General features: G+C 73.1%; 23 protein-coding genes and 2 pseudogenes. 13 read left to right on the forward strand and 12 right to left on the reverse strand.

The features are described from left to right. Nucleotides 1–61: 61 nt before the first annotated feature. Together ABD419_RS16065 and ABD419_RS16070 are read right to left on the reverse strand one after the other, a co-directional pair. Nucleotides 62–817, reverse strand: coding sequence for an ABC transporter permease (locus ABD419_RS16065; RefSeq protein WP_344488139.1), 756 nt, complete (start codon nucleotides 815–817; stop codon nucleotides 62–64). Further along, a complete protein-coding gene (locus tag ABD419_RS16070; protein ID WP_344488141.1) occupies nucleotides 814–1,545 on the reverse strand; it encodes an ABC transporter ATP-binding protein in 732 nt (243 codons plus the stop codon). Before ABD419_RS16070 ends, ABD419_RS16065 begins: the two co-directional genes overlap by 4 nt. A 109-nt stretch (nucleotides 1,546–1,654) precedes the next feature. Here ABD419_RS16070 and ABD419_RS16075 point away from each other — a divergent pair, with 109 nt between their 5' ends. Next, complete coding sequence (locus ABD419_RS16075) at nucleotides 1,655–2,515, forward strand: sensor histidine kinase (RefSeq protein WP_344488143.1); 861 nt, start codon at nucleotides 1,655–1,657, stop codon at nucleotides 2,513–2,515. Next, nucleotides 2,512–3,144, forward strand: coding sequence for a response regulator (locus tag ABD419_RS16080; protein ID WP_344488145.1), 633 nt, complete (start codon nucleotides 2,512–2,514; stop codon nucleotides 3,142–3,144). The genes ABD419_RS16075 and ABD419_RS16080 overlap by 4 nt, the downstream gene beginning before the upstream one ends. A 535-nt stretch (nucleotides 3,145–3,679) precedes the next feature. On the opposite strand, the gene ABD419_RS16085 is transcribed toward ABD419_RS16080, so the two are convergent. The 4 genes and pseudogenes from ABD419_RS16085 to ABD419_RS16095 form a co-directional block, all read right to left on the reverse strand. Then, nucleotides 3,680–5,116, reverse strand: a complete 1,437-nt coding sequence (locus ABD419_RS16085) for a GuaB1 family IMP dehydrogenase-related protein (RefSeq protein ID WP_344488147.1) — start codon at nucleotides 5,114–5,116, stop codon at nucleotides 3,680–3,682. Between the two features lie 209 nt (nucleotides 5,117–5,325). Further along, nucleotides 5,326–5,550, reverse strand: a pseudogene (locus ABD419_RS24975) (acyl-CoA carboxylase biotin carboxyl carrier protein subunit); the annotation flags it as partial. A 65-nt stretch (nucleotides 5,551–5,615) separates the two neighbouring features. Beyond that, nucleotides 5,616–7,068 (reverse strand): annotated as a pseudogene (locus ABD419_RS16090) (acetyl-CoA carboxylase biotin carboxylase subunit); the annotation flags it as partial. Between the two features lie 192 nt (nucleotides 7,069–7,260). Then, nucleotides 7,261–7,932 carry a PadR family transcriptional regulator gene (locus ABD419_RS16095; RefSeq protein WP_344488151.1) on the reverse strand — a complete coding sequence of 224 codons (672 nt, stop codon included), beginning with the start codon at nucleotides 7,930–7,932 and terminating at the stop codon, nucleotides 7,261–7,263. A 122-nt stretch (nucleotides 7,933–8,054) separates the two neighbouring features. Between ABD419_RS16095 and ABD419_RS16100 the strand changes: the two genes are divergently transcribed. Together ABD419_RS16100 and ABD419_RS16105 are read left to right on the forward strand one after the other, a co-directional pair. Beyond that, nucleotides 8,055–9,050 (forward strand): ATP-binding cassette domain-containing protein, encoded by a 996-nt coding sequence (locus tag ABD419_RS16100; protein WP_344488153.1) that lies wholly within the window; start codon nucleotides 8,055–8,057, stop codon nucleotides 9,048–9,050. A 2-nt stretch (nucleotides 9,051–9,052) separates the two neighbouring features. Beyond that, nucleotides 9,053–9,814, forward strand: a complete 762-nt coding sequence (locus ABD419_RS16105; RefSeq protein WP_344488155.1) for an ABC transporter permease — start codon at nucleotides 9,053–9,055, stop codon at nucleotides 9,812–9,814. Between the two features lie 238 nt (nucleotides 9,815–10,052). On the opposite strand, the gene ABD419_RS16110 is transcribed toward ABD419_RS16105, so the two are convergent. Beyond that, nucleotides 10,053–11,399, reverse strand: coding sequence for a nucleotide sugar dehydrogenase (locus ABD419_RS16110; protein ID WP_425556081.1), 1,347 nt, complete (start codon nucleotides 11,397–11,399; stop codon nucleotides 10,053–10,055). Between the two features lie 272 nt (nucleotides 11,400–11,671). On the opposite strand from ABD419_RS16110, the gene ABD419_RS16115 reads away from it, so the two are divergent. Beyond that, on the forward strand, nucleotides 11,672–12,826 hold the full coding sequence (locus tag ABD419_RS16115) for a glycosyltransferase family 2 protein (protein WP_344488159.1): 1,155 nt from the start codon (nucleotides 11,672–11,674) through the stop codon (nucleotides 12,824–12,826). Here ABD419_RS16115 and ABD419_RS16120 read toward each other — a convergent pair. Genes ABD419_RS16120 through ABD419_RS16130 form a run of 3 tightly spaced genes read right to left on the reverse strand, consistent with a single transcriptional unit; the run spans nucleotide 12,740 to nucleotide 15,684 of the window. Beyond that, nucleotides 12,740–14,167, reverse strand: coding sequence for a glycosyltransferase family 2 protein (locus tag ABD419_RS16120; protein WP_344488161.1), 1,428 nt, complete (start codon nucleotides 14,165–14,167; stop codon nucleotides 12,740–12,742). The genes ABD419_RS16115 and ABD419_RS16120 overlap by 87 nt on opposite strands. Before the next feature lie 18 nt (nucleotides 14,168–14,185). After that, on the reverse strand, nucleotides 14,186–14,782 hold the full coding sequence (locus tag ABD419_RS16125; protein WP_344488163.1) for a hypothetical protein: 597 nt from the start codon (nucleotides 14,780–14,782) through the stop codon (nucleotides 14,186–14,188). Next, the gene (locus ABD419_RS16130) at nucleotides 14,776–15,684 is read right to left on the reverse strand and encodes a glycosyltransferase family 2 protein (RefSeq protein ID WP_344488165.1); all 909 of its coding nucleotides are present in this window, start codon (nucleotides 15,682–15,684) and stop codon (nucleotides 14,776–14,778) included. The genes ABD419_RS16125 and ABD419_RS16130 overlap by 7 nt, the downstream gene beginning before the upstream one ends. A gap of 163 nt (nucleotides 15,685–15,847) precedes the next feature. On the opposite strand from ABD419_RS16130, the gene ABD419_RS16135 reads away from it, so the two are divergent. The 5 genes from ABD419_RS16135 to ABD419_RS16155 all read left to right on the forward strand — a co-directional run bounded on the left by ABD419_RS16135 (nucleotide 15,848) and on the right by ABD419_RS16155 (nucleotide 22,224). Continuing rightward, on the forward strand, nucleotides 15,848–18,310 hold the full coding sequence (locus ABD419_RS16135) for a glycosyltransferase (protein ID WP_344488167.1): 2,463 nt from the start codon (nucleotides 15,848–15,850) through the stop codon (nucleotides 18,308–18,310). A gap of 14 nt (nucleotides 18,311–18,324) precedes the next feature. Next, nucleotides 18,325–18,657, forward strand: a complete 333-nt coding sequence (locus tag ABD419_RS16140; protein WP_344488168.1) for a hypothetical protein — start codon at nucleotides 18,325–18,327, stop codon at nucleotides 18,655–18,657. Nucleotides 18,658–18,799: 142 nt separating this feature from the next. Then, complete coding sequence (locus ABD419_RS16145) at nucleotides 18,800–19,660, forward strand: ABC transporter ATP-binding protein (RefSeq protein ID WP_344488170.1); 861 nt, start codon at nucleotides 18,800–18,802, stop codon at nucleotides 19,658–19,660. Then, a complete protein-coding gene (locus tag ABD419_RS16150; protein WP_344488172.1) occupies nucleotides 19,657–21,663 on the forward strand; it encodes a CDP-alcohol phosphatidyltransferase family protein in 2,007 nt (668 codons plus the stop codon). Before ABD419_RS16145 ends, ABD419_RS16150 begins: the two co-directional genes overlap by 4 nt. A 117-nt stretch (nucleotides 21,664–21,780) precedes the next feature. Further along, nucleotides 21,781–22,224 (forward strand): hypothetical protein, encoded by a 444-nt coding sequence (locus tag ABD419_RS16155; RefSeq protein WP_344488174.1) that lies wholly within the window; start codon nucleotides 21,781–21,783, stop codon nucleotides 22,222–22,224. On the opposite strand, the gene ABD419_RS16160 is transcribed toward ABD419_RS16155, so the two are convergent. Further along, the gene (locus ABD419_RS16160) at nucleotides 22,221–23,108 is read right to left on the reverse strand and encodes a polysaccharide deacetylase family protein (protein WP_344488176.1); all 888 of its coding nucleotides are present in this window, start codon (nucleotides 23,106–23,108) and stop codon (nucleotides 22,221–22,223) included. The two genes, ABD419_RS16155 and ABD419_RS16160, sit on opposite strands and share 4 nt — an antisense overlap. Before the next feature lie 53 nt (nucleotides 23,109–23,161). Between ABD419_RS16160 and ABD419_RS16165 the strand changes: the two genes are divergently transcribed. Together ABD419_RS16165 and ABD419_RS16170 are read left to right on the forward strand one after the other, a co-directional pair. Beyond that, nucleotides 23,162–23,761, forward strand: coding sequence for a UbiX family flavin prenyltransferase (locus ABD419_RS16165; RefSeq protein WP_344488178.1), 600 nt, complete (start codon nucleotides 23,162–23,164; stop codon nucleotides 23,759–23,761). Nucleotides 23,762–23,764: 3 nt separating this feature from the next. After that, nucleotides 23,765–24,016 carry a hypothetical protein gene (locus tag ABD419_RS16170; RefSeq protein WP_344488180.1) on the forward strand — a complete coding sequence of 84 codons (252 nt, stop codon included), beginning with the start codon at nucleotides 23,765–23,767 and terminating at the stop codon, nucleotides 24,014–24,016. Between the two features lie 103 nt (nucleotides 24,017–24,119). Here the strand turns inward: ABD419_RS16170 and ABD419_RS16175 are convergent, their stop codons facing one another. Next, a complete protein-coding gene (locus tag ABD419_RS16175; protein WP_344488182.1) occupies nucleotides 24,120–25,514 on the reverse strand; it encodes a UDP-glucose dehydrogenase family protein in 1,395 nt (464 codons plus the stop codon). A gap of 294 nt (nucleotides 25,515–25,808) precedes the next feature. Here ABD419_RS16175 and ABD419_RS16180 point away from each other — a divergent pair, with 294 nt between their 5' ends. Further along, nucleotides 25,809–26,975 (forward strand): acyl-CoA dehydrogenase family protein, encoded by a 1,167-nt coding sequence (locus ABD419_RS16180; RefSeq protein ID WP_344488184.1) that lies wholly within the window; start codon nucleotides 25,809–25,811, stop codon nucleotides 26,973–26,975. The last annotated feature ends 1 nt before the right edge of the window (nucleotide 26,976 follow it).

The raw sequence follows: 26,976 nt of genomic DNA on the forward strand, positions 1-26,976 counted from the left end.
TCCCTCAAAAAGGGACGGTCCACAGGGGTGCGGGACGGCCGCTCGCCGCCCCGCACCGGTTTCAGGCGTCCCTGCGGCGCATGGCGAACCATCCGCCCGCGAGCGCCGCCGCCGTCCACAGCACCAGGATCGCGATCCCTTCCCACGGCCCGTAGTCCCGCCCGAACCGCGGATCGCCCGGCACCGTCAGGTGCATGATGACCATCCCGACCTGGTCGGGCAGGTACTGCGCCACCGGCCTGATCGCATCGATGTTCCCCAGCCCCTGCGAGCCCAGGAACAGCACCGGCAGCAGCACCGACAGCGCGAGCACCGTGCTGCGCAGCATCACCGCCACCGCCGCGGTGAACACGCTCAGCAGCGTCAGGTGGAACCACCCGCCCAGCAGCGCCTGCACCGTCCACCACTCCGACAGCGGCGCCGCGTCCTCGCCGATCACCAACCTGACCAGCCCGAACACCGCCGCCTCCACCAGCAGCGCCGCCGCCCCGGCCGTCACCCCGATCCCCGTCATCTTCGCCGCGTACCACCGGCCCCGCGACGGCACCGCCGCCAGCGACGCCCGGATCGTGCCCGTCGAGAACTCCGCCCCCGCCGTCGCGACCGCGAACGTCACCAGCACCAGCTGCGCCGTCAGCAGCCCGAAGAACACCGGCTGCACCGCGTCCGTCTCCGGCCCGCCCGGACTGAACCCCTGCGCGATGAGCGCGCTCAACCCCGCCGCCACGGCCGCGAACAACCCCAATGTGACCACAGTGGACCGCACGGACCGGATCTTCACCCACTCCGCCGACACCGCCCGCGCGAACGCGCTCATCGCGCACCCCCCGACCGGAACTCCACCGACGCGCCCGTCAACCGCATGAACGCCTCCTCCAGGCTCGAACCGTCGTGCGCCGCCACGAACGCCTCCGTCGACAGGTCCGCGAGCAGCCGCCCGCGCCCGATCACCACCAGATGCGCCGCCGTCAGCGCCATCTCCGACATCAGGTGCGACGACACCAGCACCGTCCGCCCCTCGCCCGCCAACCGCTTCGCCAGGTTCCGGATCCAGATCACCCCCTCCGGGTCGAGCCCGTTCACCGGCTCGTCCAGGATCAGCACCTCCGGGTCGCCCAGCAGCGCCGCGGCCACCCCGAGCCGCTGCCGCATCCCCAGCGACAGCGTCCGCGCCCGCTTCCCCGCCGCCGCGGCCATCCCGGTCTCCTCCAGCACCTCCCCGATCCGCCGCTCCCCGATCCCGTTGCTGCGCGCGAGCCACCGCAGATGCTCCCGCGCCGTCCGCGTCGGATGCAGATCGCCCGCCTCCAGCAGCGCCCCGACCACCGTCAGCGGCCGCGCGAGCGCCGCATACGGCCGCCCGCCGATCAGCGCCCGCCCGGCCGACGGCCGTGCGAGCCCCAGCATCATCCGGATCGTCGTGGACTTCCCCGCGCCGTTCGGCCCGAGGAAACCGGTGACGCGCCCCGGCTCCACAGTGAAGGTCAGATCGTCGACGGCCGCGCCGCCCCGATACCGCTTGGTCAGATTCTCGACTTCGATCACCCGGCCACCGTAAGGAGACCGGACGGCGCGAGCCCAGTCCCCGAACGTCGCGGCCATCAGCGACGAAAGTGAACGCCCGCCCCCGGCGCCCGATGCGTACCCTGGCCCTATGAGAGGCCTCCTCGCGGCGATCGCGATCGTCCTGATCGAGTTCGCCGTCTTCGCGATGCTCCCCGCCGGACCCGTCCCCGCCGGCGTCCTCGCCCTGCTCGCCGCCGCGGTCGTCGTCGCCCTCTGGCAGCGCTTCCGCCGCGCCGAACGCGAACGCGAGGCCGCCGTCCACCGCGAACGCCTCCGCCTCGCCCGCGACATGCACGACCGCATCGGCCGCCGCCTCGGCCTCGCCGCCGTCCAGGCCGCCGCCCTCGAAGTCCGCGAGACCGACCCCGCCCGCCGCGCCGAGGCCCGCCGCGTCGGCGACACCCTCCGCGGCGCCGTCGACGACCTCCACGGCCTCGTCACCGTCCTCCGCGGCGCCGACCGGCCCGGCCCCGACTTCGACTCCGGTGCCGCCGCGGCCCTCGCCGCCCAGTTCGTCGCCGCCGGCGTCCCCGTCGACCTCCGCCAGCGCGGCGAACCCGGCCCCTTCCCGCCCGCCGGCTCCCGCGCCGCCCACGCCGTCCTCGAACAAGGCCTCGCGAACGCCGCCAAGCACGCCCCCGGCGCTCCCGTCACCGCCACCGTCACCTGGGAGGACGACGCGCTCCTCGTCACCGTCGAGAACCCCCTCCCCGCCGCCGCGCCCCCCGCCCTCGCCGGCGGCCACGGCCTCACCGGCCTCCGCGAGCACGTCGACGCCGCCGGAGGCCTCCTCGACCACCGCACCGAGGACGGCCGCTTCCGCCTGAGCGCCATGCTGCCCCGCACCCCTGCCCCGCGCGCCGCGCCCCGCGTCCGCGCCGCCGCGTTCGCGACCCTCGTCCTCCTCCTCGTCCTCGTGCCGCTCAGCTCCGTCGCGGGGGTCCGATGACGACGGTGGTCGTCGCCGACGACGAGCCGCTCGTCGTCGAAGGGGTCCGCACGGTCCTCGAGGCCGCCAGCGTCACCGTCGTCGCGACCGCCGGCACCGGCCGCGAGGCCCTCGACGCGGTGGAGCGGCACCGCCCGCAGGTGGCGCTGGTGGACCTGCACATGCCCGGCCTCGGCGGCCTGGAGGTGGTCGAGCGCCTGGCGCCGGGCACGCGGGCGCTGGTGCTGACCTCCTTCGGCGACCAGGAGAACGTCCTCGCCGCGGTCGAGCGGGGCGCGGCCGGGTTCGTGCTGAAGACCTGCACCCCGGACGAGCTGGTGACCGCGGTCCGCGCCGTGGCGGCGGGGGAGGCGTACCTGTCGCCGGTGGTCACCCGGATGGTCCTCGGCCTCGTCGCCCCCGGCGCGGCACCGCGCCGCCGCGACGCGGCCGCCCGCGTGGGCCGGCTCGCCGCGCGCGAGCGGGAGGTCCTCGACCTGCTGGCGGAGGGCCTGGCGAACGCGGAGATCGCCGCGCGGGCGCACATGAGCGAGGCGACGGTGAAGACCTATGTCAGCCGCATCCTCGCCAAACTCGAATGCGCGAACCGGGTCCAGGCCGCGCTCCTGGCCCGCGACGCCGCGAGCTGAGCCGGGTCTCGGGCAGAGTTGTCCACAGGTGAGAAACCGGTAGTGGCCGGTCGGTGGCAAGGCTGCCAAAGTAGAGGGATGAGCAGAGGAAACCCCAGCTCCAACCCATGTCAAGGCCACCACGCAGACCAAGGCGCGGCTGCCGCGCCCCGGGCAGCCGGTTCCCAGGCAACCCTCCGCTCGAAGAGTTATCCACAGGCCGGAAACCGGATCTTGGCAACCCCGGCCGGACCTGTGATTGTTGGTAGAGAAAAAACGTCTGCTCCGGTGGAAGTGCGGAGCGGAGGTTCGGTCCCGGCAGGACCGGCGGCGAAAGTGGGAACCCCGGGGGCCGCCCCCGAAGACCGGGCGCGGATGCATCCGCGCCCGGCTCCTGCCGGGACACCTCGCGAGCAACACCGCGGGCGCCCGCCGAAAGGCGGACGCCCGCGGCCTCGCACAAGATCAGACCGGGCATCGAGCACCGGACCGGCTCACCGGCAGCACACCCGCCGGCGACCGGCCTCAGCCGAGATCCGGAACGACCGGCGCAGGCCTACCAGCTGCTCGGGACCGGAGCGCCCTCGGTGTACCCGGCGGCGGACTGGACGCCGACGGCGGCGCGCTCGTGGAACTCCTCGAGGTTCGTCGCTCCGGCGTAGGTCGCGGAGGACCGGATGCCGGCGATGATCGAGTCGAGCAGGTCCTCCACGCCGGGCCGCTGCGGGTCGAGGTACATGCGGCCGGTCGAGATGCCCTCCTCGAACAGGGCCTTGCGGGCCTGGTCGAAGGAGGTCTCGCCGGCGCTGCGGGCCTTGACGGCGCGGGCCGAGGCCATGCCGAAGGACTCCTTGTAGGGCTTGCCGTTCGAGTCGTAGTGCATGTCGCCGGGGGACTCGTGGGTGCCGGCGAACCAGGAGCCGATCATGACGTTCGAGGCGCCCGCGGCGAGGGCGAGGGCGACGTCGCGGGGGTGGCGGACGCCGCCGTCGGCCCAGACGTGGCGGCCCATGCGGCGGGCGGTCGCGGCGCATTCGAGGACGGCCGAGAACTGGGGGCGGCCGACGCCGGTCATCATGCGGGTGGTGCACATGGCGCCGGGGCCCACGCCGACCTTGACGATGTCGGCGCCGGCGTTGATGAGGTCCATCGCGCCCTCGGCGGTGACGACGTTCCCGGCCGCGACGGGCAGGCCCGGGGCGGCGTCGCGGACGAGCTTGAGGGCGTCGAGCATCTTCTCCTGGTGCCCGTGGGCGGTGTCGACGACGATGACGTCGGCGCCGGCCTCCACGAGGGCGGCGGCCTTGCCGGTGACGTCGCCGTTGATGCCGATGGCGACGGCGACGCGGAGCCGGCCGTCGGCGTCGGTGTTGGGCCGGTAGATGGTGTTGCGGAGGGCGCCGGCGCGGGTGATGACGCCGTGGAGGCGGCCCTCGGCGTCGAGGACGGGCGCGAGCTTCACGTTCGCCGCTTCGAGGGTGCGGAACGCCTCGGCTTCGGAGGTCCCGATGGGGAGGGTCACGAGCCGGTCGGAGGCGACCTGCTCCAGCTGGGTGAAGCGGTCGACGCCGCGGCAGTCGGCCTCGGTGACGACGCCGAGGGGGCGGCGCTCGGAGTCGATGACGATGACGGCGCCGTGGGCGCGCTTCGGGAACAGCGCGATGGCCTCGGCGACGGTGGCCGTCGGGGGGAGGGTCAGGGCGGCGTCGCAGTCGAGGGGGCGGGACTTGACGCGGGCGATGACGTCGGCGACGACGTCGACGGGGATGTCCTGGGGGATGACGGCGAGGGCGCCGCGGCGGGCGAGCGTCTCGGCCATGCGGCGGCCCGAGACCGCGGTCATGTTCGCCGCGATGATCGGGATCGAGTTGCCGGTGCCGTCGCCGGTCGACAGGTCGACGTCGAGTCGCGAGGCGACGTTCGACCGGTTGGGGACCATGAACACGTCGGCGTAGGTGAGATCGTGCTCAGGAGTTCCGTCGATGAAGCGCATGGCAAGCCCCCTGTAGGGAGTGGTCGGGTCCGGCGGAGGATTTCCGCCGCCGGGAACCCTAACCCGGTTTCGGTCGTGGGCAGCAGTGCATGTGGTGCTACGCACAGCAACGTCAATTGTCCCCCGTTCGGGGGTCGCCTGTAAGTCTTGCACCCGACAGATCCGTTACGGCTTCCCGTCACCGGAGGCTCTTGACGGCGCGGGGCCGGCTACTCCGAGATCTGGCAGATCGGCGCGCCGGCCGCGACGACGTCGCCGATGGCGACCTCGAGGCCCGAGACCGTGCCCGACTTGTGGGCCTCGATGGGCTGCTCCATCTTCATGGCCTCCAGGACCACGATCGTGTCGCCCTTGACGACGGACTGGCCGTCGGCGACGGCGACCTTGACGATGGTGCCCTGCATCGGCGAGGGCAGCGAGTCGCCGCCGATCGCCGGGCCGGAGTCGGACTGCCTCTTCGCGGCGCGCTTCTTCGGCTTGCTGGACGCGACCGGGTTGAGCAGCCCGGCGGGGATGGACACCTCGAGGCGCTTCCCGCCGACCTCGACGACGAGGCTGGTGCGCTCCTCGGCGTCGCCGCCCGCGCCCGCGCCCGCGTCGAACGGGTCGAGCGTGTTGTCCCACTCGGTCTCGATCCAGCGGGTGTGGACGGTGAAGTCCTCGGCGAACGCCGGGTCCTCGACGACGAGGCGGTGGAACGGGAGCACCGTGGCGATGCCCTCGACCTCCATCTCGGCGAGGGCGCGCGCGGAGCGGCGCAGGGCCTCCTCGCGGGTGGAGCCGGTGACGATGACCTTGGCGAGCAGCGAGTCGAAGTTCCCGTCGATGACGGACCCCTCCTCGATGCCGGTGTCGACGCGCACGCCGGGGCCGGCCGGGAGGCGCAGCTTGGTGACGGCGCCGGGGGCGGGGAGGAAGCCGCGGCCGGGGTCCTCGCCGTTGATGCGGAACTCGATGGAGTGGCCGCGCGGCGCGGGGTCCTCGGTGAGCGGGACCCGCTCGCCGGAGGCGATGCGGAACTGCTCGCGCACGAGGTCGAGGCCGCTGGTCTCCTCGGAGACGGGGTGCTCGACCTGGAGGCGGGTGTTCACCTCGAGGAAGGAGATGGTGCCGTCGACGGCGACGAGGAACTCGACGGTGCCGGCGCCGTGGTAGTCGGCCTCCTTGCAGATGGCCTTGGCGGCGTCGTGGATGACGGCGCGCTGCTCGTCGGTGAGGAACGGCGCGGGCGCCTCCTCCACGAGCTTCTGGTGGCGGCGCTGGAGGGAGCAGTCGCGGGTGCCGACGACGATGACGTTGCCGTGCGTGTCGGCGAGGACCTGGGCCTCGACGTGGCGGGGCCGGTCGAGGTAGCGCTCGACGAAGCACTCGCCGCGACCGAACGCGGCCTCGGCCTCGCGGACCGCGGACTCGAACAGGTCGGGGATCTCGTCGCGTTCGCGGGCGACCTTGAGGCCGCGGCCGCCGCCGCCGAAGGCGGCCTTGATGGCGACGGGCAGGCCGTGCTCGTCGGCGAACGCGAGGATCTCGCCGGCGTCCTTGACGGGGTCCTTGGTGCCGGGCACGAGCGGCACGTTCGCCTTCATGGCGAGGTGGCGCGCGGTGACCTTGTCGCCGAGGTCCCGGATGGACTGCGGGGTGGGACCGATCCAGGTCAGCCCGGCGTCCATGACGGCCTGGGCGAACTCGGCGTTCTCGGAGAGGAACCCGTACCCGGGGTGCACGGCGTCGGCCTCGGACCGCTCCGCGATCCGGATCAGCTTGTCGATCCGCAGGTAGGTGTCGGCGGCCGTGAGGCCGTCGAGGGCGAACGCCTCGTCGGCCAGGAGGGTGTGGGGCGCATCCCGGTCGCCGTCGGCGTAGACGGCCACGGACTCGAAGCCGGCGTCACGGCAGGCCCGGATGACTCTCACTGCGATCTCGCCGCGGTTGGCGATCAAAACCTTGCGCACGTCCCGCAGTGTAGTGGTCGCGTATCCGGGCTCGGGGGGACGGCGAGACACCAGGGGTGGAAGAACCGGGACGAACAGGACCGTGGTTATGGGGTCTCCACAAGACTGGTTGTGGTTTTTTTAGCGTGATCGACTGAACGATCGTTCAAGTGCGGTGGATTTCTCGCGTGCCGCGAGCGGCTCGGAGCGGCGCTAGTCGGGCCGGGACTGCCACTGGGTCACGGCGTCGATGAACCGCTCGCCCTTGATGGCCTCGCGCCAGTGGGCGCCGTGCTCGGCGTCGAGGTCGGGGCCGACGACGAGCTCGCCGGCCTCGATCCGCGCGGCGGTGGCCTCGCACCATTCGGCGTCGGTGTTCCACAGGTCGGTCTGGCGCTTCATCATGGCGCGGGCGTGGGCGGGCACGAACTCGCCTTCGCAGCCTTCGACGAACTCGGGCGTGGTGGCGGCGAGCAGGGCCGTGACCTGGTCGATGCGGGAGTAGAGCTCGTCGGCGCGGTGGCGGAGCATCGCGGCGTTCTCGGCCGGGGTGAGCACCTGCGCGAACGCCCAGGCGGTGGCGAACGGGTCCTCGGCGGCGGCGACCTCCCACAGCTTCTCGCGCAGCGTCCGCTGGAACTCGGTCTCGCCCTTGGCGGTGATGCGGTAGGTGGTCCGGGCGGGGCGGTCGTCGACCGACTCGGTGGCGACGACCGCGAGCTGCCCGTCGGCGGTGAGCCGCTTGAGCGCGTGGTAGATCGAGCCCGCGCCGATCTCGGAGGAGCCCGGCATCCGCCACGAGTCGAGCTCCCGGCGCACCAGGTAGCCGTGGACGGGTCCGAGCCACCGGACCAGGCCGAGGACGAGTAGGCGCGTGCTCCACATGCCGCTGATGTTACTCCGGTGTTGACTATGGCGCAGCGGGCGCCGAATCCGAGTTGCGGTCGTCTCACGCGGCTGTATATAGTCAAACTTGAACAAGGAAACAGGTTCATCAACACCTGCTCATGAACCCAGTCACCCGCGAGGTACCAATGCTCATCGAGACCAAGGGGCTGAAGAAGACCTTCAAGTCCCGCGGCAAGGAGGTCGAGGCCGTGCGCGGCGTCGACCTCGCCGTGAAGGAGGGGGAGGTCTTCGGCCTCCTCGGCCCGAACGGCGCCGGCAAGACCACCACGATGCGAATGCTCTCGACCCTCATCGAGCCCACCGCCGGCCAGGCCGCGGTCTGCGGCCACGACCTGGCGAAGGAGGCCGGGAAGGTCCGCCGCGACATCGGCTACGTCGGCCAGGCCGGCGGCACCTGGGGCGAGGTCACCGCCCGTGAAGAGCTCGTCATGCAGGGCCGCCTGTACGGCATGTCGAAGCGCCGCTCGCAGGCGCGCGCCGTCGAGGTCCTGGAGTCGTTCCAGCTCGGCGAGTACGCCGACCGGAACGTCAAGACGTACTCCGGCGGCCAGAAGCGCCGCCTCGACATCGCGCTCGGCATCATGCACGAGCCGAAGCTGCTGTTCCTGGACGAGCCGACCACCGGCCTCGACCCGCAGTCGCGCGCCCACATGTGGGACGAGGTGCGGGCCCTGCGCGAGCGCGGCACCGCGATCTTCCTCACCACGCACTACCTCGACGAGGCCGACGCCCTGTGCGACCGGCTCGCGATCATCGACCACGGCGAGATCGTCGCCGAGGGCACCCCGATCGAGCTGAAGAAGGAGGTCGCGGGCGACGTCGTCGCCGTCGGCGTGGCCGACCGCGCCGCCGAGGCCCGGGACCTGTTCGAGGCCAGGGCGTTCGTCCGCGAGGTCGAGTCGGGCGCCCCGGACCCGGCGACGGGGATCGCGGTCCTCCGCCTCTACGTCGACGACGGCGCCGCGGCGCTCCCCGAGCTGCTGCGCGCCCTCGACGGCGCCGACATCTCCCCGGCCTCCATCGAGCTGCACCGGCCGAGCCTCGACGACGTCTTCCTGAAGCAGACCGGCCGGTCCCTGCGAGAGGAGAAGTAGCGGTGAAGGTCATCCGCGACACGTGGCTCGTGTACTCCCGGGCCATGAAGCTCAACCTGAAGCAGCCGGTCTGGCTCATCGTCATGCTGGTCCAGCCGATCTACTTCCTGTTCCTGTTCGCGCCGCTGCTGGAGCCCATGGACGGGATGCCCGGGTTCGAGAACGGCGCGATGGAGACGTTCGTGCCCGGCCTCATCATCATGATGGCGCTGTTCGGGTCCGCGTTCGTCGGCTTCGGCCTCATCGCCGAGCTGCGGCAGGGCGTTATCGAGCGCATGCGCGTCACCCCGGTCAGCCGGGTCGCGCTCATGCTGGGGCGCACGCTCTCGACGGTGACGACGACGGTGTTCCAGTCGCTCGCGCTGGTGCTGCTGGCGTCGGTGACGGGGAAGCTCGACGTGTACTGGCCGGGCGTGGCCCTGATGCTGCTCATCGTCATGCTGACGGCGTTCATGCTCGCGGCCGTCTCGCTCGGCCTCGCGATCATCCTCAAGAGCGAGGACGCGATGGCGCCGACGATCAACACGCTGGTCCAGCCGATCATGCTCATCTCCGGCATCATGCTGCCGATGGTGATGGCGCCGGCGTGGCTGCAGAACGTCGCCGACTTCAACCCGTTCTACTACGCCGTCCAGGCGTCCCGCGAGCTGTTCGCCGGGAACCTCGACAGCAGCGTCGTGTGGGAGGCGCCCGTGATCCTCGGGGCGCTCACCGTCGTGCTCGTGTTCTGGGCGACCCGGAAGTTCGCCCGCGCCGTGGCCTGACACCGGGAAACCGGGAACCGCCGCGAACCGATCCGGTTCGCGCCGGTTTCTTCACGCTTTCGGGTGACATGAACGGGTTACGACGGTAAGCACGGCCGGTTCTTGTCGGACCCGGGCGGGAGACTTGACATGGGGACGCCCCCCTGGGAGGGCGGGGGACTGCCCGCCCCGGCCGGAGCGTCGCAGCGCCCGCCCAGCGCGTCGAAGCGCCCCGAAGCAGCGCCAAAGTGCCCGGAGGTCAGAGCGTCTCGACGCCGTCGGCGCCGCGGAGCGCGCCCCTGGTGTCGAGGACCGGGACGCCCGCCGGGAGGGACTCCGGCGTGTACTCGGCGTGGTGGGTGAGGAGCACGATGAGGTCGGCTTTAGCGGTCGCGAGGTCGGCGACGCGCTCGACCTCGTGGCCGGCGACGTTCCAGGCGGCCACGTGCGGGTCGTGGTACGCGAGCTCCGCGCCGGCCTCGATGAGCTTGCGGCCCACCGGGGTCGCGGGGGACTCGCGCTGGTCGGCGATGTCGGGCTTGTAGGTGACCCCGAGGAGCAGCACCCGGGCGCGCGAGAGCGCGATGCCGGCGTCGTTCAGCTTCGCCATCGCCCGCGTCACCGTGTACTCGGGCATCCGGTTGTTGATCTCCTGCGCCAGCTCCACGAACCGGAACGGGTAGCCGAGGGTCCGCACCTTGTAGGACAGGTAGTTCGGGTCGATCGGGATGCAGTGCCCGCCGACGCCCGGCCCCGGGTAGAACGCCTGGTAGCCGAACGGCTTGGTCTTCGCGAGCGCGATCGCGTCCCACAGGTCCACGCCGAGCTCGCGGCAGAACACCGCCATCTCGTTGACGAGCGCGATGTTCACGTGCCGGTACGTGTTCTCCAGCAGCTTCGCCATCTCCGCCTCGCGCGGGCCCTTGGCCTCCACGACGGTGTCGATGAACCGCGAGTACAGGGCCGTCGCGGCCGCGGTGCACGCCGGGGTGAGGCCGCCGACGACCTTGGGGGTGTTGACGATCCCGTAGACCGGGTTGCCGGGGTCGACGCGCTCGGGCGAGAACGCCAGGCAGAAGTCGACGCCCGCGGCGAGCCCGGACTCCTCCTCCAGGATCGGGGCGACGACCTCCTCCGTGGTGCCCGGGTAGGTCGTGGACTCCAGGACGACGAGCGCGCCGCGCTGGAGGTGCTTCCCGGCGGCGCGGGACGCGCCGATGACGGCGGCCAGGTCGGGCCCGCCGGCCTCGCCGAGCGGCGTCGGGACGCAGATGACGATGGCCTTCGCGCGCGCCTGCACCGACGCGTCGGTGGTCGCGGTGTAGCCCTGCTCGATCATGAGGGCGAGCTCGGCGTCGGCGACGTCGTCGATGTGGCTGACCCCCGCGTTGAGCGCGTCGACCACGAGCTGCGTGCGGTCGAGGCCGACCACGGTGAGGCCCTTGGCGGCCGCGGCCTGCGCGAGGGGCAGGCCGACGTACCCCTGGCCGACGACGACCAGGTCGACCGGGGCTGCAGATGCCACGTCGTTGACAGACACAGTGGAGTCCTTTGCGATTCGGCGGGGTGCGCGGGAGCGGTCGGCCGAGCGTAGCAATGGGAACATTTAAGGGCCTCACCAGGGCGAACGTCAATTCGTGTTGGCGATTCGTTCATTCATCGGCCATGTAATGTGCAGGAAATCGTCGATCCCGCATTCTGTTCACCGTTTGATGGGCGAATGTTCACCATTCCCGGACGGGGCCCGCGGTGCCCCGGGCGGCCGCGGACCGGTCTCCGAAATCCGCCGTTCACATGCGGTTTCGCGGGGGCGGCGGGGTGGCCGCGGTCCTATTCGGCGGTGAAGCCGAGTGTCCCCCTGGGGCTACCATCGGGGGCATGCCCTCTTTGAGCATCGTCATCCCCGTCTACGAGGCCGAGGCGTACCTCGCCGGCTGCCTCCGGACGATCGTCGGCGGGGGAGACCGGCTCGAGGTCGTCGTGGTCGACGACTGCTCGCCCGACGGCTCCCGCGCCGTCGCCGAGCGGTTCGCCGCCGCCGACCCCCGCATCCGGATCGTCTCCACCCCTGAGAACGCGGGGTCGGGCCCGGCCCGGAACGTCGGACTGGCCGCGGCCGCCGGCGACTACGTGTGGTTCGTGGACGGCGACGACGAGCTCAAGCCCGGCGCCGTCGAGCGCGTGCTCGCCGCCGTCGAGGGCCCCGGCCGGCCCGACGTGGTCCTCGTCCAGCACGAGAAGGTCCGCGACACCGGCGTCGTCGAGATCGGCGAGCTCGCCGGCCTCGCCGAGCGCAGCCCCGCCGACCCGGCCGGGTTCACGCTCGCCGAGTGGCCGCAGATCGTCGACTACACCCACACCCCCTGGACGAAGGTCTCCCGCCGCGGGTTCCTCACCGGCATCGGCCTCGGCTTCCCCCAGGGCTGGTACACCGACATCCCCTGGACCTACGGGCTGCTGCGCCGCGCCGAGCGGATCGCCGTCGTCACCGAGTGCTGCTACCAGTGGCGCCAGCGGGCCGGGTCCTCGATCACCCGCACCCGCGACGACCGCCACTTCGACGTGTTCACGCAGTGGCAGCGGGTCTGGGACGACTTCGAGGACGTCGAGGACCAGGGCGTGCGCGTCGCGCTGTTCAACCACATGGTCTGGCACCTGCTGCTCGTCATCGGCAACACCGAGCGCGTCGACCCGAAGAAGCGCCGCGAGTTCTTCCGCCGCACCTCGGCCCTGTACCGCCGGTACCACCCCGGGCACGACGCCTGGCACCCCGCCGAGGGCGTCACGGGTCTGAAGCAGCGGCTGCTGGCCGCGCGCGCGTACATGGGGTACGAGACGCTGCGGCTGGTGTACCGGATGGCGCAGCGCCTCAGGGGGTCCGACGCCAAGCGGGTCGCGGCCGAGCGCGCCGAGGCCGCGCCGGACGACGACGACCGGCCCGCGGGGTCAGCGTCCGAGGCCGCGTCTGACGGCGCGGCGGAGCGTGCCGCCGAGCCCACCGTCCCGGCCGCCTCCCGCGTCGCCGGGGGCTGAGGGCGCGAACGCGTCCGCGAGCGGTCCGGTCTCGACGAGGTCGGCGCCCCACACGTCCGCGACGGTGAGGCCGAGGTGCGCCGCGCGCGCGGCGGCCGCGGTCCGCTCGAGTCGCACGGTCCCGTGCGGCAGCGCGATCTCCACGGCCCCGAGCCGGTGCTCGTTGGCGTGCGCGACGAGCGCGGCGACGGCGTCCGGTCCCGGTTGCAGGTCGGCGGGGACGTCGATGCGGTAGGGGACGCGGGGGTCGGCCGGGGCCTCGGCGGCGAACCGGACGCGGGGTTCGCCCCGGTAGGCCTCCTGGAGGTTCCGCGCGTGGAGGTCGGGGTCGTCGAGGGGGGCGCGGCGGCCGGTCGCGGGTTCGGGCCAGGCGCCGGTGACGGTGACGCGCACGTCGCGGGCGGACCCGCTCAAGATGGCGTCCACACAGGACTCGGTGCCGGGCCCGGCAGGGACGGCGACGTCGGCGAGCGGCGTGTCCCAGGAGCGGTTCGCCCTGGGCCGCTTGAGGTCCAGTTCGGGGACCCGGTTGGCGATCTGGGGCCGCCGGTACGATTTCGCGAGCTCGCCGCGGGTGGCGATCTGGCGCGGCCCCAGGTGCCAGGACGAGGAGTCGCCGTCGGGCACGAACACCGCGCCGGCCTGGTGGAGCCGGTACCCGAAGACGGTGTCGGAGCCGAGCGGCATGTCGGCGTCCATGCCGCCGGCGGCCTCGAACATGCTGCGGTGCACGGAGAACGAGGCGCCGACGAGGACGCGGAACGCGCGGTGGTCGGCGTCGCGCAGGCCGCCGGTGGCGTCGATGATCCGCTCGATCCACTGCGGTTCGGCGCGGTCGAACAGCGACGCGGCCTTCCCGGCGCGCACCGCCTCGTACACGTCGACGGGGTCGAGGTCGCCGGTCCGGTAGTCCACGAACCGCTTGTGGCCCAAAACCGCCAGGTAGTCGGCGGCGTGGTGCCAGCGCAGCTGCGACGCGACGTGGTCGTCGAAGACGAGCATGTCGGCGTCGAGGCGCAGGACGACGTCGCCGTCGCTCTGCGCCGCACCGGAGTTCGTGGCGTGCGCGGACGCCCAGCCGCCCGGGAGCGGTGCGGCGATCCGGGTCGACTCGGGCCGGATCTCGGGAAGGCGCAGCGGCGGCGTCGAGCCGTCGTCGACCACGACCACCTCGAGGAGCCCGGGCGGGTACGTCTGGGCCGCGAGGGATGCGAGCGTGACGTCGAGCTTGTCCTGGTGCCCGTGCGCGGGGATCACCACGCTGACGCTGAGCGCGGGGGGCCGGTCGGCGCCGGGCCGGTCGAGCGGGCCGTAGTCGTTGCGGCGGAGGACGGCGTTCACGTGCGCTCCCAGAGGTGTCTAGCGCTTGAGCAGGGCGCGCAGCCGGGCGCGCTGGCGGGCGTCGAAGTACTTGCGGGCGAAGCGGCGCGCGAGGTCGGCGGGCGGCGGGGCGAACACGGTGCCCTCGGGTTCGGGGGCGGCGAGGTCCGCGAACACGGTGGCGCCCCAGATCCCGGCGACGACCTGGTCGAGGGCGGCGTCGCCGGCGATGTGGCGGGCGCGCGCGAACGCGGCGGTCCGCTCGAGCCGGGCGGGGGGTCCGCCGGGGAGGTCGGCGAGGACGAGTCCGGCGTCGACGCGCTCCATGGCCTGGAGGATCCGGCCGACGCTCCTGGCGCGCAGGGGGACCGGTCGCGGCAGCAGCAGCCGGTACGGGACGGCCGGGTCGGCCTCGGGGGCGCGGGCGGTGATCCGGACCCGGGATTCGTGGCCGTACAGCTCCTCGACGAGGCGGAGCTGCGCGCCGTCGCCGGCGAGGATCGCGGCCCGGTCCCGGGGGGCGGGTCCGGCGCCGGCGACGAGGGTGATGCGGACGTCGCCGTCGGGGCCGCCGAGGACGGGGGCGACCGCGGCGTCCACTTCGGCCACGTTCGCGCCGGCGATGTCGATCACCATGTCGACCAGGGGGACCCGCCAGGCGCGGGGGCGGCGGTGCGGCGCCAGCCGTGGAGGGGGACGCGCTGGGCGATGTAGGGGACGCGCTGGCGGCGGCCCTCCTCTTCGCGCTCCTGCATCTGCGGGATGCCGAGATGCCATGCGGAGGAGGTGGTCTCGGGGACGAACACGGCGCCGGCCTGGGCGAGCCGGTACGCGAACTCGGTGTCGCTGCCCAGGCGCAGGTCGGTGTCGAGGCCGCCGGCGGTCTTGAACAGGTCGCGGTGGAGCGAGCCGGTGGCGCCGATGAACACCCGGTAGTTCGTGGGGTGGTGGGCGGTCAGGCCGTCGGTGTCGGCGATGACCTTCTCGATCCAGTGCGGGGTGGAGTCCTCGATCGCGAACAGGGCGGCGCCCTCGCCGACGAGGACCTTCTCGTGGACCTGCTCGGGGGTGAGCCGCCCGGGCTCCCATGCGACGAACCGCTTGTGGCCCAGGACCGCCAGGTAGTCGGCGGTGTGGTGCCAGCGCATCTGGGCCTCGACGTGGTCGCGATGGGCGACCATGTCGGAGTCGAGGCGGAGCACGACCTGGCCGTCGGCGTGGGCGACGCCGGTGTTGACGCCGTGGGCGGAGCCCCACGAGTCGGGGGTGGTGGTGACGAGCCGGGTGTGCTCGGGGCGGAGTTCGGGGAGGCGCAGGGGCGGGGCGGAGTTGTCGTCGACGACGACGACCTCCATCAGGTCGGCCGGGTACGTCTGGGCCGCGAGGGCGGCCAGCGTGAGGTCGAGTTTCTCCTGCGCGCCGTAGGCGGGGATGACGACGCTCACCGCGAGACTGGGCTGCCATGCCGCCGCCGTGGGCGGGTGGAGGGCCTTATAGTCGTTGCGGACGATGCGCGGGCGTTTCGGTGAGTCGCTCATTTCGCGCTCACGATAACCCGGCAGCGGCGGCGGACATTGACCGGCTTCCCAGTTCAACATCTGTTTACGCAGGTGAGGGTGTCCGTTCGCTTTCAATTCAACTTCCGAGCCACTGGGCACGCGAGGATCTGGGCTGAATGCGACGCAGAGATGAACGGACGAGATGACCCCAGCTGACGAGGGCTCGCGATATCCGGCCCGCCTGATCGACGACCAACTGGCGCAAGCGAGGGCCCGCCGGCGGGGCTCGCTCGTGTCGACCGCGCTGCGGACCCGCTCCCCGGGGGGCCGGCACCTGCTCGCGGCGGCCGCGACGCGGGCGCTGGCGCTGCCGGAGCTGCTGGACGCGGCCCGGGAGGGGCGGCGGGTGGACGCGGACCCGGAGGCGCTGTGCGACCTGGCGTACGTGGTCGGGCTCCAGTTCGGGACGGCGGAGGACCGGCGGGACGCGCTCGCGCTGTTCGACCTGGCGCTGGAGCTGGGCGGCCCGAAGCGGGTCGCGCCGCGGCGCGCGGCCGTGCACGCGCAGCTCGCGTACGAGTCGGGCGACCTCGACCGGGTGCGGCGGCTCCTGCGCCGCTACCGGCACCTGCCCGAGCTGGAGCGGGACGCGCTGCTGGCCGACCTGGAGCATCCGGACGCGGGCGGCGACGAGCGGGCGTGGATCGCGCGGCTCGGCGCCCTGTGCGGGCATCCGGAGCTGCGCCTCGACCCGGACGCGTCCCTGCCGTGGTTCGACCGGCTGGCCGCCGCGTCGGCGCCCGCGAGCGTCGACGGCCCGAAGGTGTCGGTGGTGGTGACCGCGTACCGGCCGGACCGGGCGCTGCTCACCGCGGTCCGCTCGCTCCTCGCGGGCACGTGGGCGAACCTGGAGGTGGTCGTCGTCGACGACGCCTCCGGGGACGGGTTCGCGCCGGTGCTCGACGCCGCCGCGGCGCTCGACGAGCGGGTGCGCGTCGTCCGCGAGGACGTCAACGCGGGCACGTTCGCGGCCCGCAACACCGCGTTCGGAGCGGTCACCGGCGAGTTCGTGACCGGTCTGGACGCCGACGACTGGGCCGCGCCCGACCGGATCGCCCGCTCGGTCGCGCCGCTGCTGGCGGACCCGGCGCTGCAGTTGACGTACGGCGAGGCGTTCCTGTTCACCGAGGACCTCCGGGCGACCCGGCCGGGCCGGGTCCTCACCACCGCGTCGACCGCGTCGATGGCGTTCCGGCGCAGCGCGCTCGACCGCCTCGGCCACTACGACGAGATCCGCAAGGGCGCCGACACGGAGTTCCTGCACCGATTCTCGGCCGCGTTCGGGGAGGCCGCGGTGCGGCGCCTGGACGGGGTGCGCGACACGCTGATGCGGCAGGCCCCCGGCTCGCTCTCGCGCGAGGAGTTCGGGCCCGGCTGGAAGCACCCGTCCCGGCGCGCCTACCAGTCGTCGTACCCGCTGTGGCACCGGCAGATCGCCGCCGGGGAGGCCGACCCGTACCTGCCGCGCCGCCCCGTCCGGCGCCCGTTCTGGGCCCCGTACCACGCGGCGGTCGCCCGCGCCGACCAGCGGCGGCGCCGCTTCGACGTCGTGTTCTGCCTCGACTGGCGGCCGTTCGGCGGCCCCCAGAAGTCCGCCATCGAGGAGATCCGGGCGCTGCGCGCCGAGGGCCGGTCCGTCGCGGTCATGCACCTGGAGTCGTGGCGGCACATGACGACCGAGGACCGGCCGATGTGCGAGCCGATCCAGCGGATGGTCAACGACGGGGCGGTCGACCAGGTCCTCGCCACCGACGACGTCGAGTGCCGGCTCCTCGTGCTCCGGTACCCGCCGATCCTCCAGTTCCGGTCCGGCGAGCGGTCCTCGGTCCGCCCCGAGCGGATGGTCGTCCTCGCGAACCAGGCCCCGGCCGAGCGCGACGGCTCCGACGTCCGCTACGACCCGGACGGCTGCCACGCCAACGCGACCGACATGTTCGGCACCGCGCCGCTGTGGGTCCCGCAGGGCCCGCAGGTCCGCGAGGCCCTCGGCGGCCTCACCGCGGGGCGGCTCGCGGACTTCGACATGCCCGGCATCCTCGACACCGCCGGCATCCACCCGGCCCGCACCGGGTTCCGGTCGAAGCTGCCCGTCGTCGGCCGCCACTCGCGCGACGACCGCACCAAGTGGCCGACCGCGGCCGACCTCCCGCTCGTCTACCCCGGGGACGGCCGCTGGGACGTGCGCGTTATGGGCGGCGTCGCGTCCGTCGCCGCGATCACCGGCGCGCCCGTGCCCGCCGAGTGGACCTGCTACGGCTTCGACGAGACCGACGTCGACTCGTTCCTGTACCAGCTGGACTTCTGGATCTACTTCCCGCACCCGATGCAGTACGAGGCGTTCGGGCGGGCCGTCCTGGAGGCGCTCGCCGCCGGGTGCGTCACCGTCCTGCCGCCGCGGTTCGAGCCGGTCTTCGGCGACGCGGCCCTGTACTGCGAACCCCCCGAAGTGGTCCCATTGGTGGACGGCCTCTACGCCGACCCCGAGCGGTTCCTCGCCCAGAGCGCCCTCGCCCAGCGGCGGGTGCGCGAGCGGTTCAGCCACGACTCCTACCGGGAGCTCGTGGCCGGACTGCTCGTCGACGACCGCGACCACACCGCCGCCTGACCGGGAGTGCCCACATGAAGCAGCTGCTCAAAGCCATCCACCGCCGCCTCGGCCGGCCCTCGCCCGCCCGCGTCGCCGCCGTCGCCGCGGTCCTCGCCGCCGCCGCGCTCGCAGCGGTCGCGCTCCTCGGACCCGCCCGCCTCGTGTGGGCCGCGTCATTCGCGATGAGCCTGATCACGTTGGGAGGCTTGGCCGCGGTGTGGAACGAGGCCCGCCGGGCCCGCCTCGAGGCCCGCGCCTCCGCCGAGCGCGCCGAGGTCACCTACCGCAGGATCCTGGCCGCGTTCGAGGTCGAGCGCCTGGCAGCGGAGCGCAGGCACGCCGAAGGGGACGGCCGCGTCCCCTAGCCGCGGGGCGGCCCCGCCGGGCCCGGGAGCGCCATGACGCTCCTCTCGGATCGGCCCTGAACCGGTCGGCGCGACCGGGCGGTAGTATTGGCGCGCCATCGACTTGCAGCTCAGCAACCACTGTTCCGGGAGGGCCGCCCCCATGGAGGAGCCGATCATTCAGGCTCGTGACCTCGGGATCTGCTTTGCGAAAGGCAAGCAGAAGAAAGGCCGGGTCAAGGACCTGTTCGTGCGGCGCGCCGCCAACAAGCAGGGGACCTCGACCCAGGACTTCTGGCCCCTGCGCCACGTCAACTTCGACATCTTCCCCGGTGAGGCCGTCGGCATCATCGGCCGCAACGGCACCGGCAAGTCCACGCTGCTGCGCCTCATCACCGGGGTCCTCATCCCCGACGAGGGCTACGTCCGCCGCGAAGGCCGCGTCGCCCCGCTCATCGCCCTGTCCGCCGGGTTCTCCGGCGAGCTCACCGGCCGCGAGAACGTCAACCTGGTGGCCGCCCTCCACGGCATGACCACCCGCGAGATCAAGGCGAAGTTCGACGAGATCGTCGACTTCTCCGAACTCGAGGACTTCATCGACACGCCGGTCAAGTACTACTCGTCCGGCATGAAGGTCCGCCTCGGCTTCGGCGTCATCACCCAGCTGCCGCACCCGATCCTCCTCGTCGACGAGGCCCTCGCCGTCGGCGACGCCGCGTTCAAGCGCAAATGCCAGCAGGTCATCGCCGGCCTCCTCGACGAGGGCCGCACCCTCGTGTTCGTCTCCCACTCCGAAGGCGACCTGAAGAAGTACTGCAAGCGCGGTATCTTCCTCGACGCCGGCACGCTCGTCACCGACGGCACCGTCCAGGAGGCCCTCGACTCGTACAAGCTCGCCGAGGAGCGCGACCGCGAGGCCTACCAGGCCCGCAAGGCCCGCCGCGCCGCCGCCGCAGCAGCCGAGGCCGCCGCCGCGGCCCCCGCTCCCGTCCTCGTCCCGGGAGCGGCCGAGGCGGGCGCGTGAGCCGAGCCGTCATCCTGCCGGCCCCGGGCGGCTTCGTCGAGATCGAAGAGGACCGCACCGTCCTCGACCGGCTCATCGCGCAGATCCGCGACGCCGGCTGCGACGACGTCACCGTCCTCACCAGGCCCGGCACCGACCGGCCCGTCAAAGCCACCCAGGTCCTGTCGGCCGACGCCGACGCCGACCTCGCCCACCTCGGAGAGATCGCGTTCGCGCAGGACGGGCCCCTGTTCGTCGCCTGCGCCGACCTCGTGGCCTCCCAGACCACCGTCGCCGCCGTCCTCTCCGACTCCTCCCGCCGCTCCGGCGTCCTCGTCGGCGCCGACGACCCGTCCGCCGCCCCCGTGCAGGTCGAACGCGGCCTCGTCACCGGGCCCGGCCCCGGGCCGACCCGCCTCGGCGGGCTCGCGAAGGTCTCCGCCGCGCACCTCGAACGGCTCGAGCGGCACTGGCCGCGCCAGACGCAGGGGGACGCCTTCGAGGGCGTCCTCGCCGCCCTCCACGCCCGCGCCGTCCCCGTCAACGCCTACCGCACCGGCGGCCTCGAGCACCGCCAGGTCGCCGGCGCCGACGAGGCCCGCGAGGTCATGGCCGCGTTCGAAGCCGTCGACATGGACGCGTGGCGGCTCGCCAACGCCGTCAAGCACGACGACGACCTCTTCGCCACCTACGCCGTCTCCACCTGGTCGCCGAAGCTCGTCAAGCTCGCCGCGCGACTCGGCTGGACCCCCACCCCCATCACGTGGGTGTCGATCGCGCTCGCCGTCGCCGCCGCCGGGATCTTCGCCGCCGCGCCCGCCGTCCTCGCCGACAATCTCGTGCCCTGGACGTACCTCGGCGCCGCGGCCCTCATGTACTTCAGCTTCGTCTTCGACTGCGTCGACGGCCAGCTGGCCCGCTACACCCAGAACTTCTCGTCCTTCGGCGGCTGGCTCGACATGATGGCCGACCGCTCCAAGGAGTTCCTCATCTACGCCGGGCTCGCCGCCGGCGCCGTCGCCGGCGGGACCCCCGCGGCCGCCGCATGGGGCCTCGCGCTCGCCGCCATGGCCACGCAGACGATCCGCCACACCGCCGACACCTGGTACGCGGTCCTCCTCGACACCGCCGTCGTCCGGCAGGCCCGCCGGCGCGAGTCCGCGCCGCCCTCGGGCCGCGCCGCGCACCTCGGCGAACGCCTCGGCTCCGCGTCCGAGCAGGTCATGGGCGCCCACCGGTCGGCCCTGTACTGGGCCAAGCGCACCATCGTCGCCCCCGTCGGCGAGCGGTGGCTGCTCCTCGCCGTCGCCGCCGTCGCCTTCGGGCCGCAGGCCGCGCTCGCCGCGCTCCTGTGCTGGCAGCTCCTCGCCCTCGGGTACACGACCGCGGGCCGCACCCTCCGGTCCCTCGCCGCCCGCACCGCCGCCCTGCGCCGCCCCGACCGGGCCGCGCACCGCGACGACGGGCCGCTCGCGCGGATCGCCCCGCGCACCCGCCTCGGCGGCGACATGACCCCGTTCGCCGCGACCGCCGCCGCGGTCCTCGCCGCCGGCGCGGGCGTCCTCGCCGCCGCCCTCGGCACCCCGCCGTGGATCCCGTTCGGGCTCGCCGCCCTCGCGCTCGTCCTCGCCGGGTCCGTCGCCCGCACCGACCACGAGGGCATCCTCGACTGGTACATCCCCGCCGGGCTCCGCGCCGTCGAACTCGGCGCGGTGTGCGCCGCCGGGATCGCCGCGCAGGTCGCCTGGCCGGTCCTGTACCTGCTGCTCACCGTCATCGCACTGTACTTCTACGACCTCGCCGCGGGCCTCGACAAGGCCGCCTCGCCGGTGGCCCGCCGCGACCTCGGCCTCGGCTGGCCCGCGCGGAGCCTCATCGCGATCGCCGCCGCCGCGGTCGCCGTCGCGACCTCCCCGGTCGTCGCCACCGCCGTCTACGGCGCGCTCGCGGTGTACGTCGCGGCCGTGTTCGTCGGCGCGGTCGTCGCGGGCACGGTCCGCGCCTCCCGCGCCGCCGCCGCGTAGGACCCGAGCCGCACACGCGGTCCGCCCGCCGATCCCCGTTGACCGTCAAGCGAACTCGTTCGGACTACATGCCAAGACGGGCGAGCGGCGGCGGCGGCGCGCGACTAAGGTGTACGTGTGCGCAAGTGTGGGCTCCGGCGTCTGGTGCTCGTCGCGTCCGTGGTCGGGGCGGCGGGGCTGCTGTCCCTGCCCTGGTACGGCGGCGAGGCCCCGCGTGACGAGCCCGCGGTATCCGAAGTGGACTGGGTGAACGCGGACGAGACCAATCCGTGGCCGCCCGGCGCCGACGCCACCGAGAGCCCCAGCTACGACGGCGACGGCACCGCCGACAGCCCCGACGGGGACGGCGACGGCGACGGGGAGGACGGCTCCGGCGGGGACGGTCCCACCGGCGAGGCGGGCGAGCCCGGCTCCGGGCCGGTCGGCGGCGACGGCGGGAACGACTCCGACGGCATCCTCGGCCTCGCGTTCCCCGTGCAGGCCGGCATGAGCGTCGGCCTGCTGGCGCTCGCGTTCCTGGCGCTCCTGCCGGGCCGCCGGATGCCCGCGAACCTCCGCTAGAGCGCCGAGTACGCGTATCCGCGGTCCTCGAACTCGTCGAGGATCGACGTCAGCGCCCCGCACATGTCCTGCTGGTTCGACGCGCCGTCGTGCAGCAGGACGATCGCGCCGGGCCCGGTCCGGTCGAGCACGTGCTCGCGGATCTGCCGTTCGGTGGTCTTGTCGTCCCAGTCGGAGGGGTCCACCGCCCAGTGCAGCGACTCCATGCCGAGGTCGGCGGCGACGCCGATGGCCTTGTCGGTCCACTGGCCGCCGGGGTGGCGGAAGTAGGCGACGTCGGCGCCGGGCGCGGCCTTGAGGATCGCGTCGTTGGTGCGCTGGAGGTTCGCGCGGATCTCCTCCTCGCTCCACGTGCCGAGGTCGAACTCGTGGTACCAGGAGTGGTTGCACAGCGTGTGGCCCTCGCGGGCGATGTCGGCGACGAGCTCGGGGTACGCCTCCGCGTACGCGCCGATGACGCAGAACACGGCCTTGATGCCGCGCTCGCGGAGCATGTCGAGGACCTTCGGGGTCCACTCGGGGGAGGGCCCGTCGTCGAAGGTGAGGGCGACCGAGTCGTCCCCGGTGTGGTTGCGGGTGCCCAGCGGGCCGTCGTACGCGTTCGACGCCGGCTCGGCCGCGGGCGGCGGCGACGTCGAGGCGGGCGCCTCGGCCGACGGCGACCCGGCGGGCGTGGTGCCGGCCCCGCCGCTCGTCTCGGGCGCCTCGGGCGCCTCCTCGGTGGCGGGCGCCTCCTCGGCGGCGGAGGACGCGGGCGCCTCCGTCCCGGTAGGCTCGGTCGCGGTCAGGGTCCCCGACGGCGGCGTCTCGCCCTCGGGCCACATCCAGGCGAGCAGGAGCAGCGCGAGGAGCGCGGCCGCGATGCCGAACTTGTGGCGTCCCATGCCGTGATTGTAGGTGTCCCGGGCCATCTGTCCGGTGATTCGAGGAGGCGCGGATGCGGCTGGTCGTGGGAATGACGGGGGCGACCGGGGCGGTGTTCGGGGTGCGGATCCTGGAGGCCCTCCGCGAGACCGGGACCGTGGAGACGCACCTGGTGATGAGCCGCTGGGCGCGCACGACGCTGCGGCTGGAGACCCCGTACTCGCCTGCCGAGGTCGCCGCGCTCGCCGACTTCACGTGGGGCCCGAGCGAGCAGGGCGCGCCGGTCTCCTCCGGGTCGTTCCGCACCGACGGCATGATCATCGCGCCGTGCTCGATGAAGACCGTCGCGGCCGTGCGCACCGGGTACACCGACGGCCTCATCGGCCGCGCCGCCGACGTCACGCTGAAGGAGCGCCGCCGCCTGGTGCTGCTGGCGCGCGAGAGCCCGCTCTCGGAGATCCACCTGGAGAACCTGCTCGCGCTCTCGCGCATGGGCGCGGTCGTGCTCCCGCCGGTGCCCGCGTTCTACAACCGGCCCGAGACCATCGAGGACGTCGTGGACCACGTGGTGGCCCGCACCCTCGACCAGTTCGGACTCGACCACGCCAAGGCGCGGCGCTGGGACGGCTTGGGCGACAATGGTTCCACTGAACCCGCCCCCGAGGAGGAGTAGCCGGTGGACACCCTGATGTGGGAGGCGAAGGCCGCCGAGGGCCGGGGCGCGGCGCTGCTGCGCTGGGTCCTCGACGACGGCGTGCACGCGATCGCGGACCCCGCCGTCCGCACCGAGGTGTTCGTCTCGGGCGACCGGGTCGTCGTCGTCGCGGTCGGCGACGCACCGCCCCGGCGGCTCCCCGATCCCCCGGAGGAGCTCGTGGCGCGGCCGCCGCACGCGTGGCCCTTCACGCGGGTGAACGCCGCGAGGTGACCCGCAGGTTCGCGAGGAGGCCTCGCGGCCTGTTCGACGAGCGGCCTGTCGGACCCCTGTGTCAGGATTGATCCAGGGGTCCCTTAAGGGGCGAAATGTGGCTTTAGCGGCCGATGCCCTGGTATGTCCAGCCGTGTTTGCGCCACTGCTCCGGGTCGTAGGCGTTCATGCCGTCGAGGAGGCGGCGCTCGGCGACCTGGCGGCCCAGGGCCTCCGGGTCGAGGATGCGGAACTCCTCCCACGGCACCATCGCGCACACCACGTCGGCGCCGGCCACGGCCTCGGCGAGCGTCTTCACGAAGCTCAGCTCGGGCGCGGCCGCCTGCGCGTTCTCCAGCCCCTCGGGGTCGTAGACCACCACGTCGGCGCGCGCGGCGCGCAGCCGGCGGGCGATGTCGAGCGCGGGCGAGTCGCGGATGTCGTCGGTGTCGGGCTTGAAGGTCGCCCCCAGGTACGCCACGCGCACCCCCGACAGGTCCGGCCCGTTCGGCCCCGGCGGGCGGCCCACCAGGTTCGCCACGGCCCGCACCGTGTGCGTGCGGCGGCGGGTGTTGATGCCGTCGACCTCGTCGAGGAAGCGGAACGACTCGCCGACCCCGAGCTCGCCGGCCCGCGCCGAGAGCGCCCGGATGTCCTTCGGCAGGCAGCCGCCGCCGAACCCGATGCCCGCGCGCAGGAACTTGTTCCCGATGCGCTGGTCGTACCCGATGGCCTTCGCCAGGTCGGCCACGTCCGCGCCGGCCGCCTCGCTCAGGTCGGCCATCGCGTTGATGAAGGAGATCTTCGTCGCCAGGAACGCGTTCGCCGCGACCTTCACCAGCTCGGCCGTGGCCAGGTCGGTCTCCACCACCGGCACCTCGCGGTCCTCGACCGCCGCCAGCTCCAGGATGCCGCGGTGGACGTCCTTGAGCAGCTGCGAGGCCCACGCCGACTGGGAGGCGTAGACGATCCGGTTGGGGCGCAGCACGTCGTGCATCGCGTTCGACTCCTGCAGGAACTCCGGGCTCCATCCGACCTCGACCCCGAGCCCCTCGGGGGCGTGGCGGTCGAGCAGCTCCTGGACCCAGGAGGCGGTGCCGACGGGCACCGTGGACTTGCCGACGATGAGGACCTTGCGCGTCAGGTGCTTGGCGAGGTCGACCACGGCCGCCTCGATGTAGGAGAGGTCCGCGCCGTGCTCGCCCTTGCGCTGCGGGGTGCCCACGCAGATGAAGTGGACGTCGGCGAAGTCGGCGACGGCCTGGACGTCGGTGGTGAACCGCAGTCGGCCCGACTCCAGGTTCTTCTTCAGCAGCTCGGGGAGGCCCGGCTCGTGGAAGGGGACGGTGCCGGAGGCGAATGACTCGATCTTCGCGGTGTCGACGTCGTACCCGACCACCTCGTAGCCCAGCTCCGCGAAGCAGATCGCGTAGGTCGCCCCGAGGTAGCCGCATCCCAGGAACGAGATGCGCGGACGGGTCGTGGGGTTCTGCGAGGGAGTCTGGTTCGCGTTGGCCATCAGATGCGTGCCCTGTCTGTGAAAGGTCCAGTGCTGGTCGAGTGCGGGTCCGGGGGTGCGGCGGCGCCCGTACGAATCATCCCGCATCGCGCGGCGACCTCGAATTGTACGTGAACGCCCCTATGGCCTGCGCCATCGTATATTCAGCTCCACGCATGAACGTCGGGTGACGTTGCGGGGAAGCGGCGGATAATTCACCGTGGCGGCCATCACCGGGACGGCCCGCCATGGGCTAGACTCACCGTGTATTACTCGTCAGTAACAATAGTCTTCGACCACCGCCGGGAGCCGTCGATGTCCACCGGGTTCAGCCCCTACCAGCTGCCAGACGACTACGCCGACATCCGCGCCGCCGCGCGCGGCGTCTGCGACGCCGGGGTCGCCCCCCACGCGGCCGAGGCCGACGAGACGGCGACCTTCCCCGAGCAGTCCTACGAGGCGCTCAAGTCCGCCGACCTCCACGCCCCGCACATCCCCGCCGAGTACGGCGGCGCGGGCATCGACGCGCTCGGCACCGCCATCGTCATCGAGGAGGTCGCCCGCGCCTGCGCGTCGTCCTCGCTCATCCCGGCCGTCAACAAGCTCGGCTCCCTGCCGGTGATCCTCGACGGCTCCGAGGAGCTCAAGCGCCGCTACCTGCCGCCCGTGGCCGCCGGCGACGCGATGTTCTCCTACTGCCTGTCCGAGCCCGAGGCCGGCTCCGACGCCGCCTCCATGACCACCCGCGCCGTCCGAGAGGGCGACGAGTGGGTGCTGAACGGCGTCAAGCGGTGGATCACCAACGCGGGCGTCAGCGAGTACTACACCGTCTTCGCCGTCACCGAGCCCGGCAAGGGCGCCAAGGGCATCTCCGCGTTCGTGGTCGAGAAGGCCGACGCCGGGGTCTCCTTCGGCAAGCCCGAGAAGAAGCTCGGCATCAAGGGCTCCCCGACCGCCGAGGTCTACTTCGACTCGGTGCGCATCCCCGCCGACCGGCTCATCGGCGCGGAGGGCCAGGGCTTCGGGCTCGCCATGCGCACCCTCGACCACACCCGCGTCACCATCGCCGCCCAGGCCCTCGGCATCGCCCAGGGCGCGCTCGACGCCGCCACCGCGTACGCCGCCGAGCGCGAGCAGTTCGGGAAGCCGATCGCCGCGTTCCAGGGCGTCCAGTTCCTCCTCGCCGACGCCGCCATGAAGATCAGCGCCGCCCGCGAGCTCACCTACGCCGCCGCCGCCCGCTCCGAGCGCGGGGACGCCGACCTCACCTACTTCGGCGCGGCCGCCAAGTGCTTCGCGTCCGACGCCGCCATGCAGATCACCACCGACATGGTCCAGGTCCTCGGCGGCTACGGCTACACCCGCGACTTCCCGGTCGAGCGCATGATGCGCGACGCCAAGATCACCCAGATCTACGAGGGCACCAACCAGGTCCAGCGCATCGTCATCGCGCGGGAGCTCCAGCGCGGCAACGCGTTCTAGG

It is taken from the genome of Glycomyces endophyticus, assembly GCF_039531525.1.
Taxonomy (GTDB): Bacteria; Actinomycetota; Actinomycetes; order Mycobacteriales; family Micromonosporaceae; genus Glycomyces; species Glycomyces endophyticus.

Bases quoted from the DNA above. Each gene is read 5' to 3' on its own strand.
- ABD419_RS16165 (WP_344488178.1), top strand. From the start codon at position 23,162: ATGCGGCTGGTCGTGGGAATGACGGGGGCGACCGGGGCGGTGTTCGGG.
- ABD419_RS16130 (WP_344488165.1), bottom strand. From the start codon at position 15,684: ATGAGCGACTCACCGAAACGCCCGCGCATCGTCCGCAACGACTATAAG.
- ABD419_RS16115 (WP_344488159.1), top strand. From the start codon at position 11,672: ATGCCCTCTTTGAGCATCGTCATCCCCGTCTACGAGGCCGAGGCGTAC.
- ABD419_RS16135 (WP_344488167.1), top strand. From the start codon at position 15,848: ATGACCCCAGCTGACGAGGGCTCGCGATATCCGGCCCGCCTGATCGAC.
- ABD419_RS16180 (WP_344488184.1), top strand. From the start codon at position 25,809: ATGTCCACCGGGTTCAGCCCCTACCAGCTGCCAGACGACTACGCCGAC.
- ABD419_RS16125 (WP_344488163.1), bottom strand. From the start codon at position 14,782: ATGGTGATCGACATCGCCGGCGCGAACGTGGCCGAAGTGGACGCCGCG.
- ABD419_RS16140 (WP_344488168.1), top strand. From the start codon at position 18,325: ATGAAGCAGCTGCTCAAAGCCATCCACCGCCGCCTCGGCCGGCCCTCG.
- ABD419_RS16160 (WP_344488176.1), bottom strand. From the start codon at position 23,108: ATGGGACGCCACAAGTTCGGCATCGCGGCCGCGCTCCTCGCGCTGCTC.
- ABD419_RS16095 (WP_344488151.1), bottom strand. From the start codon at position 7,932: ATGTGGAGCACGCGCCTACTCGTCCTCGGCCTGGTCCGGTGGCTCGGA.
- ABD419_RS16100 (WP_344488153.1), top strand. From the start codon at position 8,055: ATGAACCCAGTCACCCGCGAGGTACCAATGCTCATCGAGACCAAGGGG.
- ABD419_RS16110 (WP_425556081.1), bottom strand. From the start codon at position 11,399: ATGTTCCCATTGCTACGCTCGGCCGACCGCTCCCGCGCACCCCGCCGA.
- ABD419_RS16080 (WP_344488145.1), top strand. From the start codon at position 2,512: ATGACGACGGTGGTCGTCGCCGACGACGAGCCGCTCGTCGTCGAAGGG.
- ABD419_RS16065 (WP_344488139.1), bottom strand. From the start codon at position 817: ATGAGCGCGTTCGCGCGGGCGGTGTCGGCGGAGTGGGTGAAGATCCGG.
- ABD419_RS16075 (WP_344488143.1), top strand. From the start codon at position 1,655: ATGAGAGGCCTCCTCGCGGCGATCGCGATCGTCCTGATCGAGTTCGCC.
- ABD419_RS16085 (WP_344488147.1), bottom strand. From the start codon at position 5,116: ATGCGCTTCATCGACGGAACTCCTGAGCACGATCTCACCTACGCCGAC.
- ABD419_RS16145 (WP_344488170.1), top strand. From the start codon at position 18,800: ATGGAGGAGCCGATCATTCAGGCTCGTGACCTCGGGATCTGCTTTGCG.
- ABD419_RS16175 (WP_344488182.1), bottom strand. From the start codon at position 25,514: ATGGCCAACGCGAACCAGACTCCCTCGCAGAACCCCACGACCCGTCCG.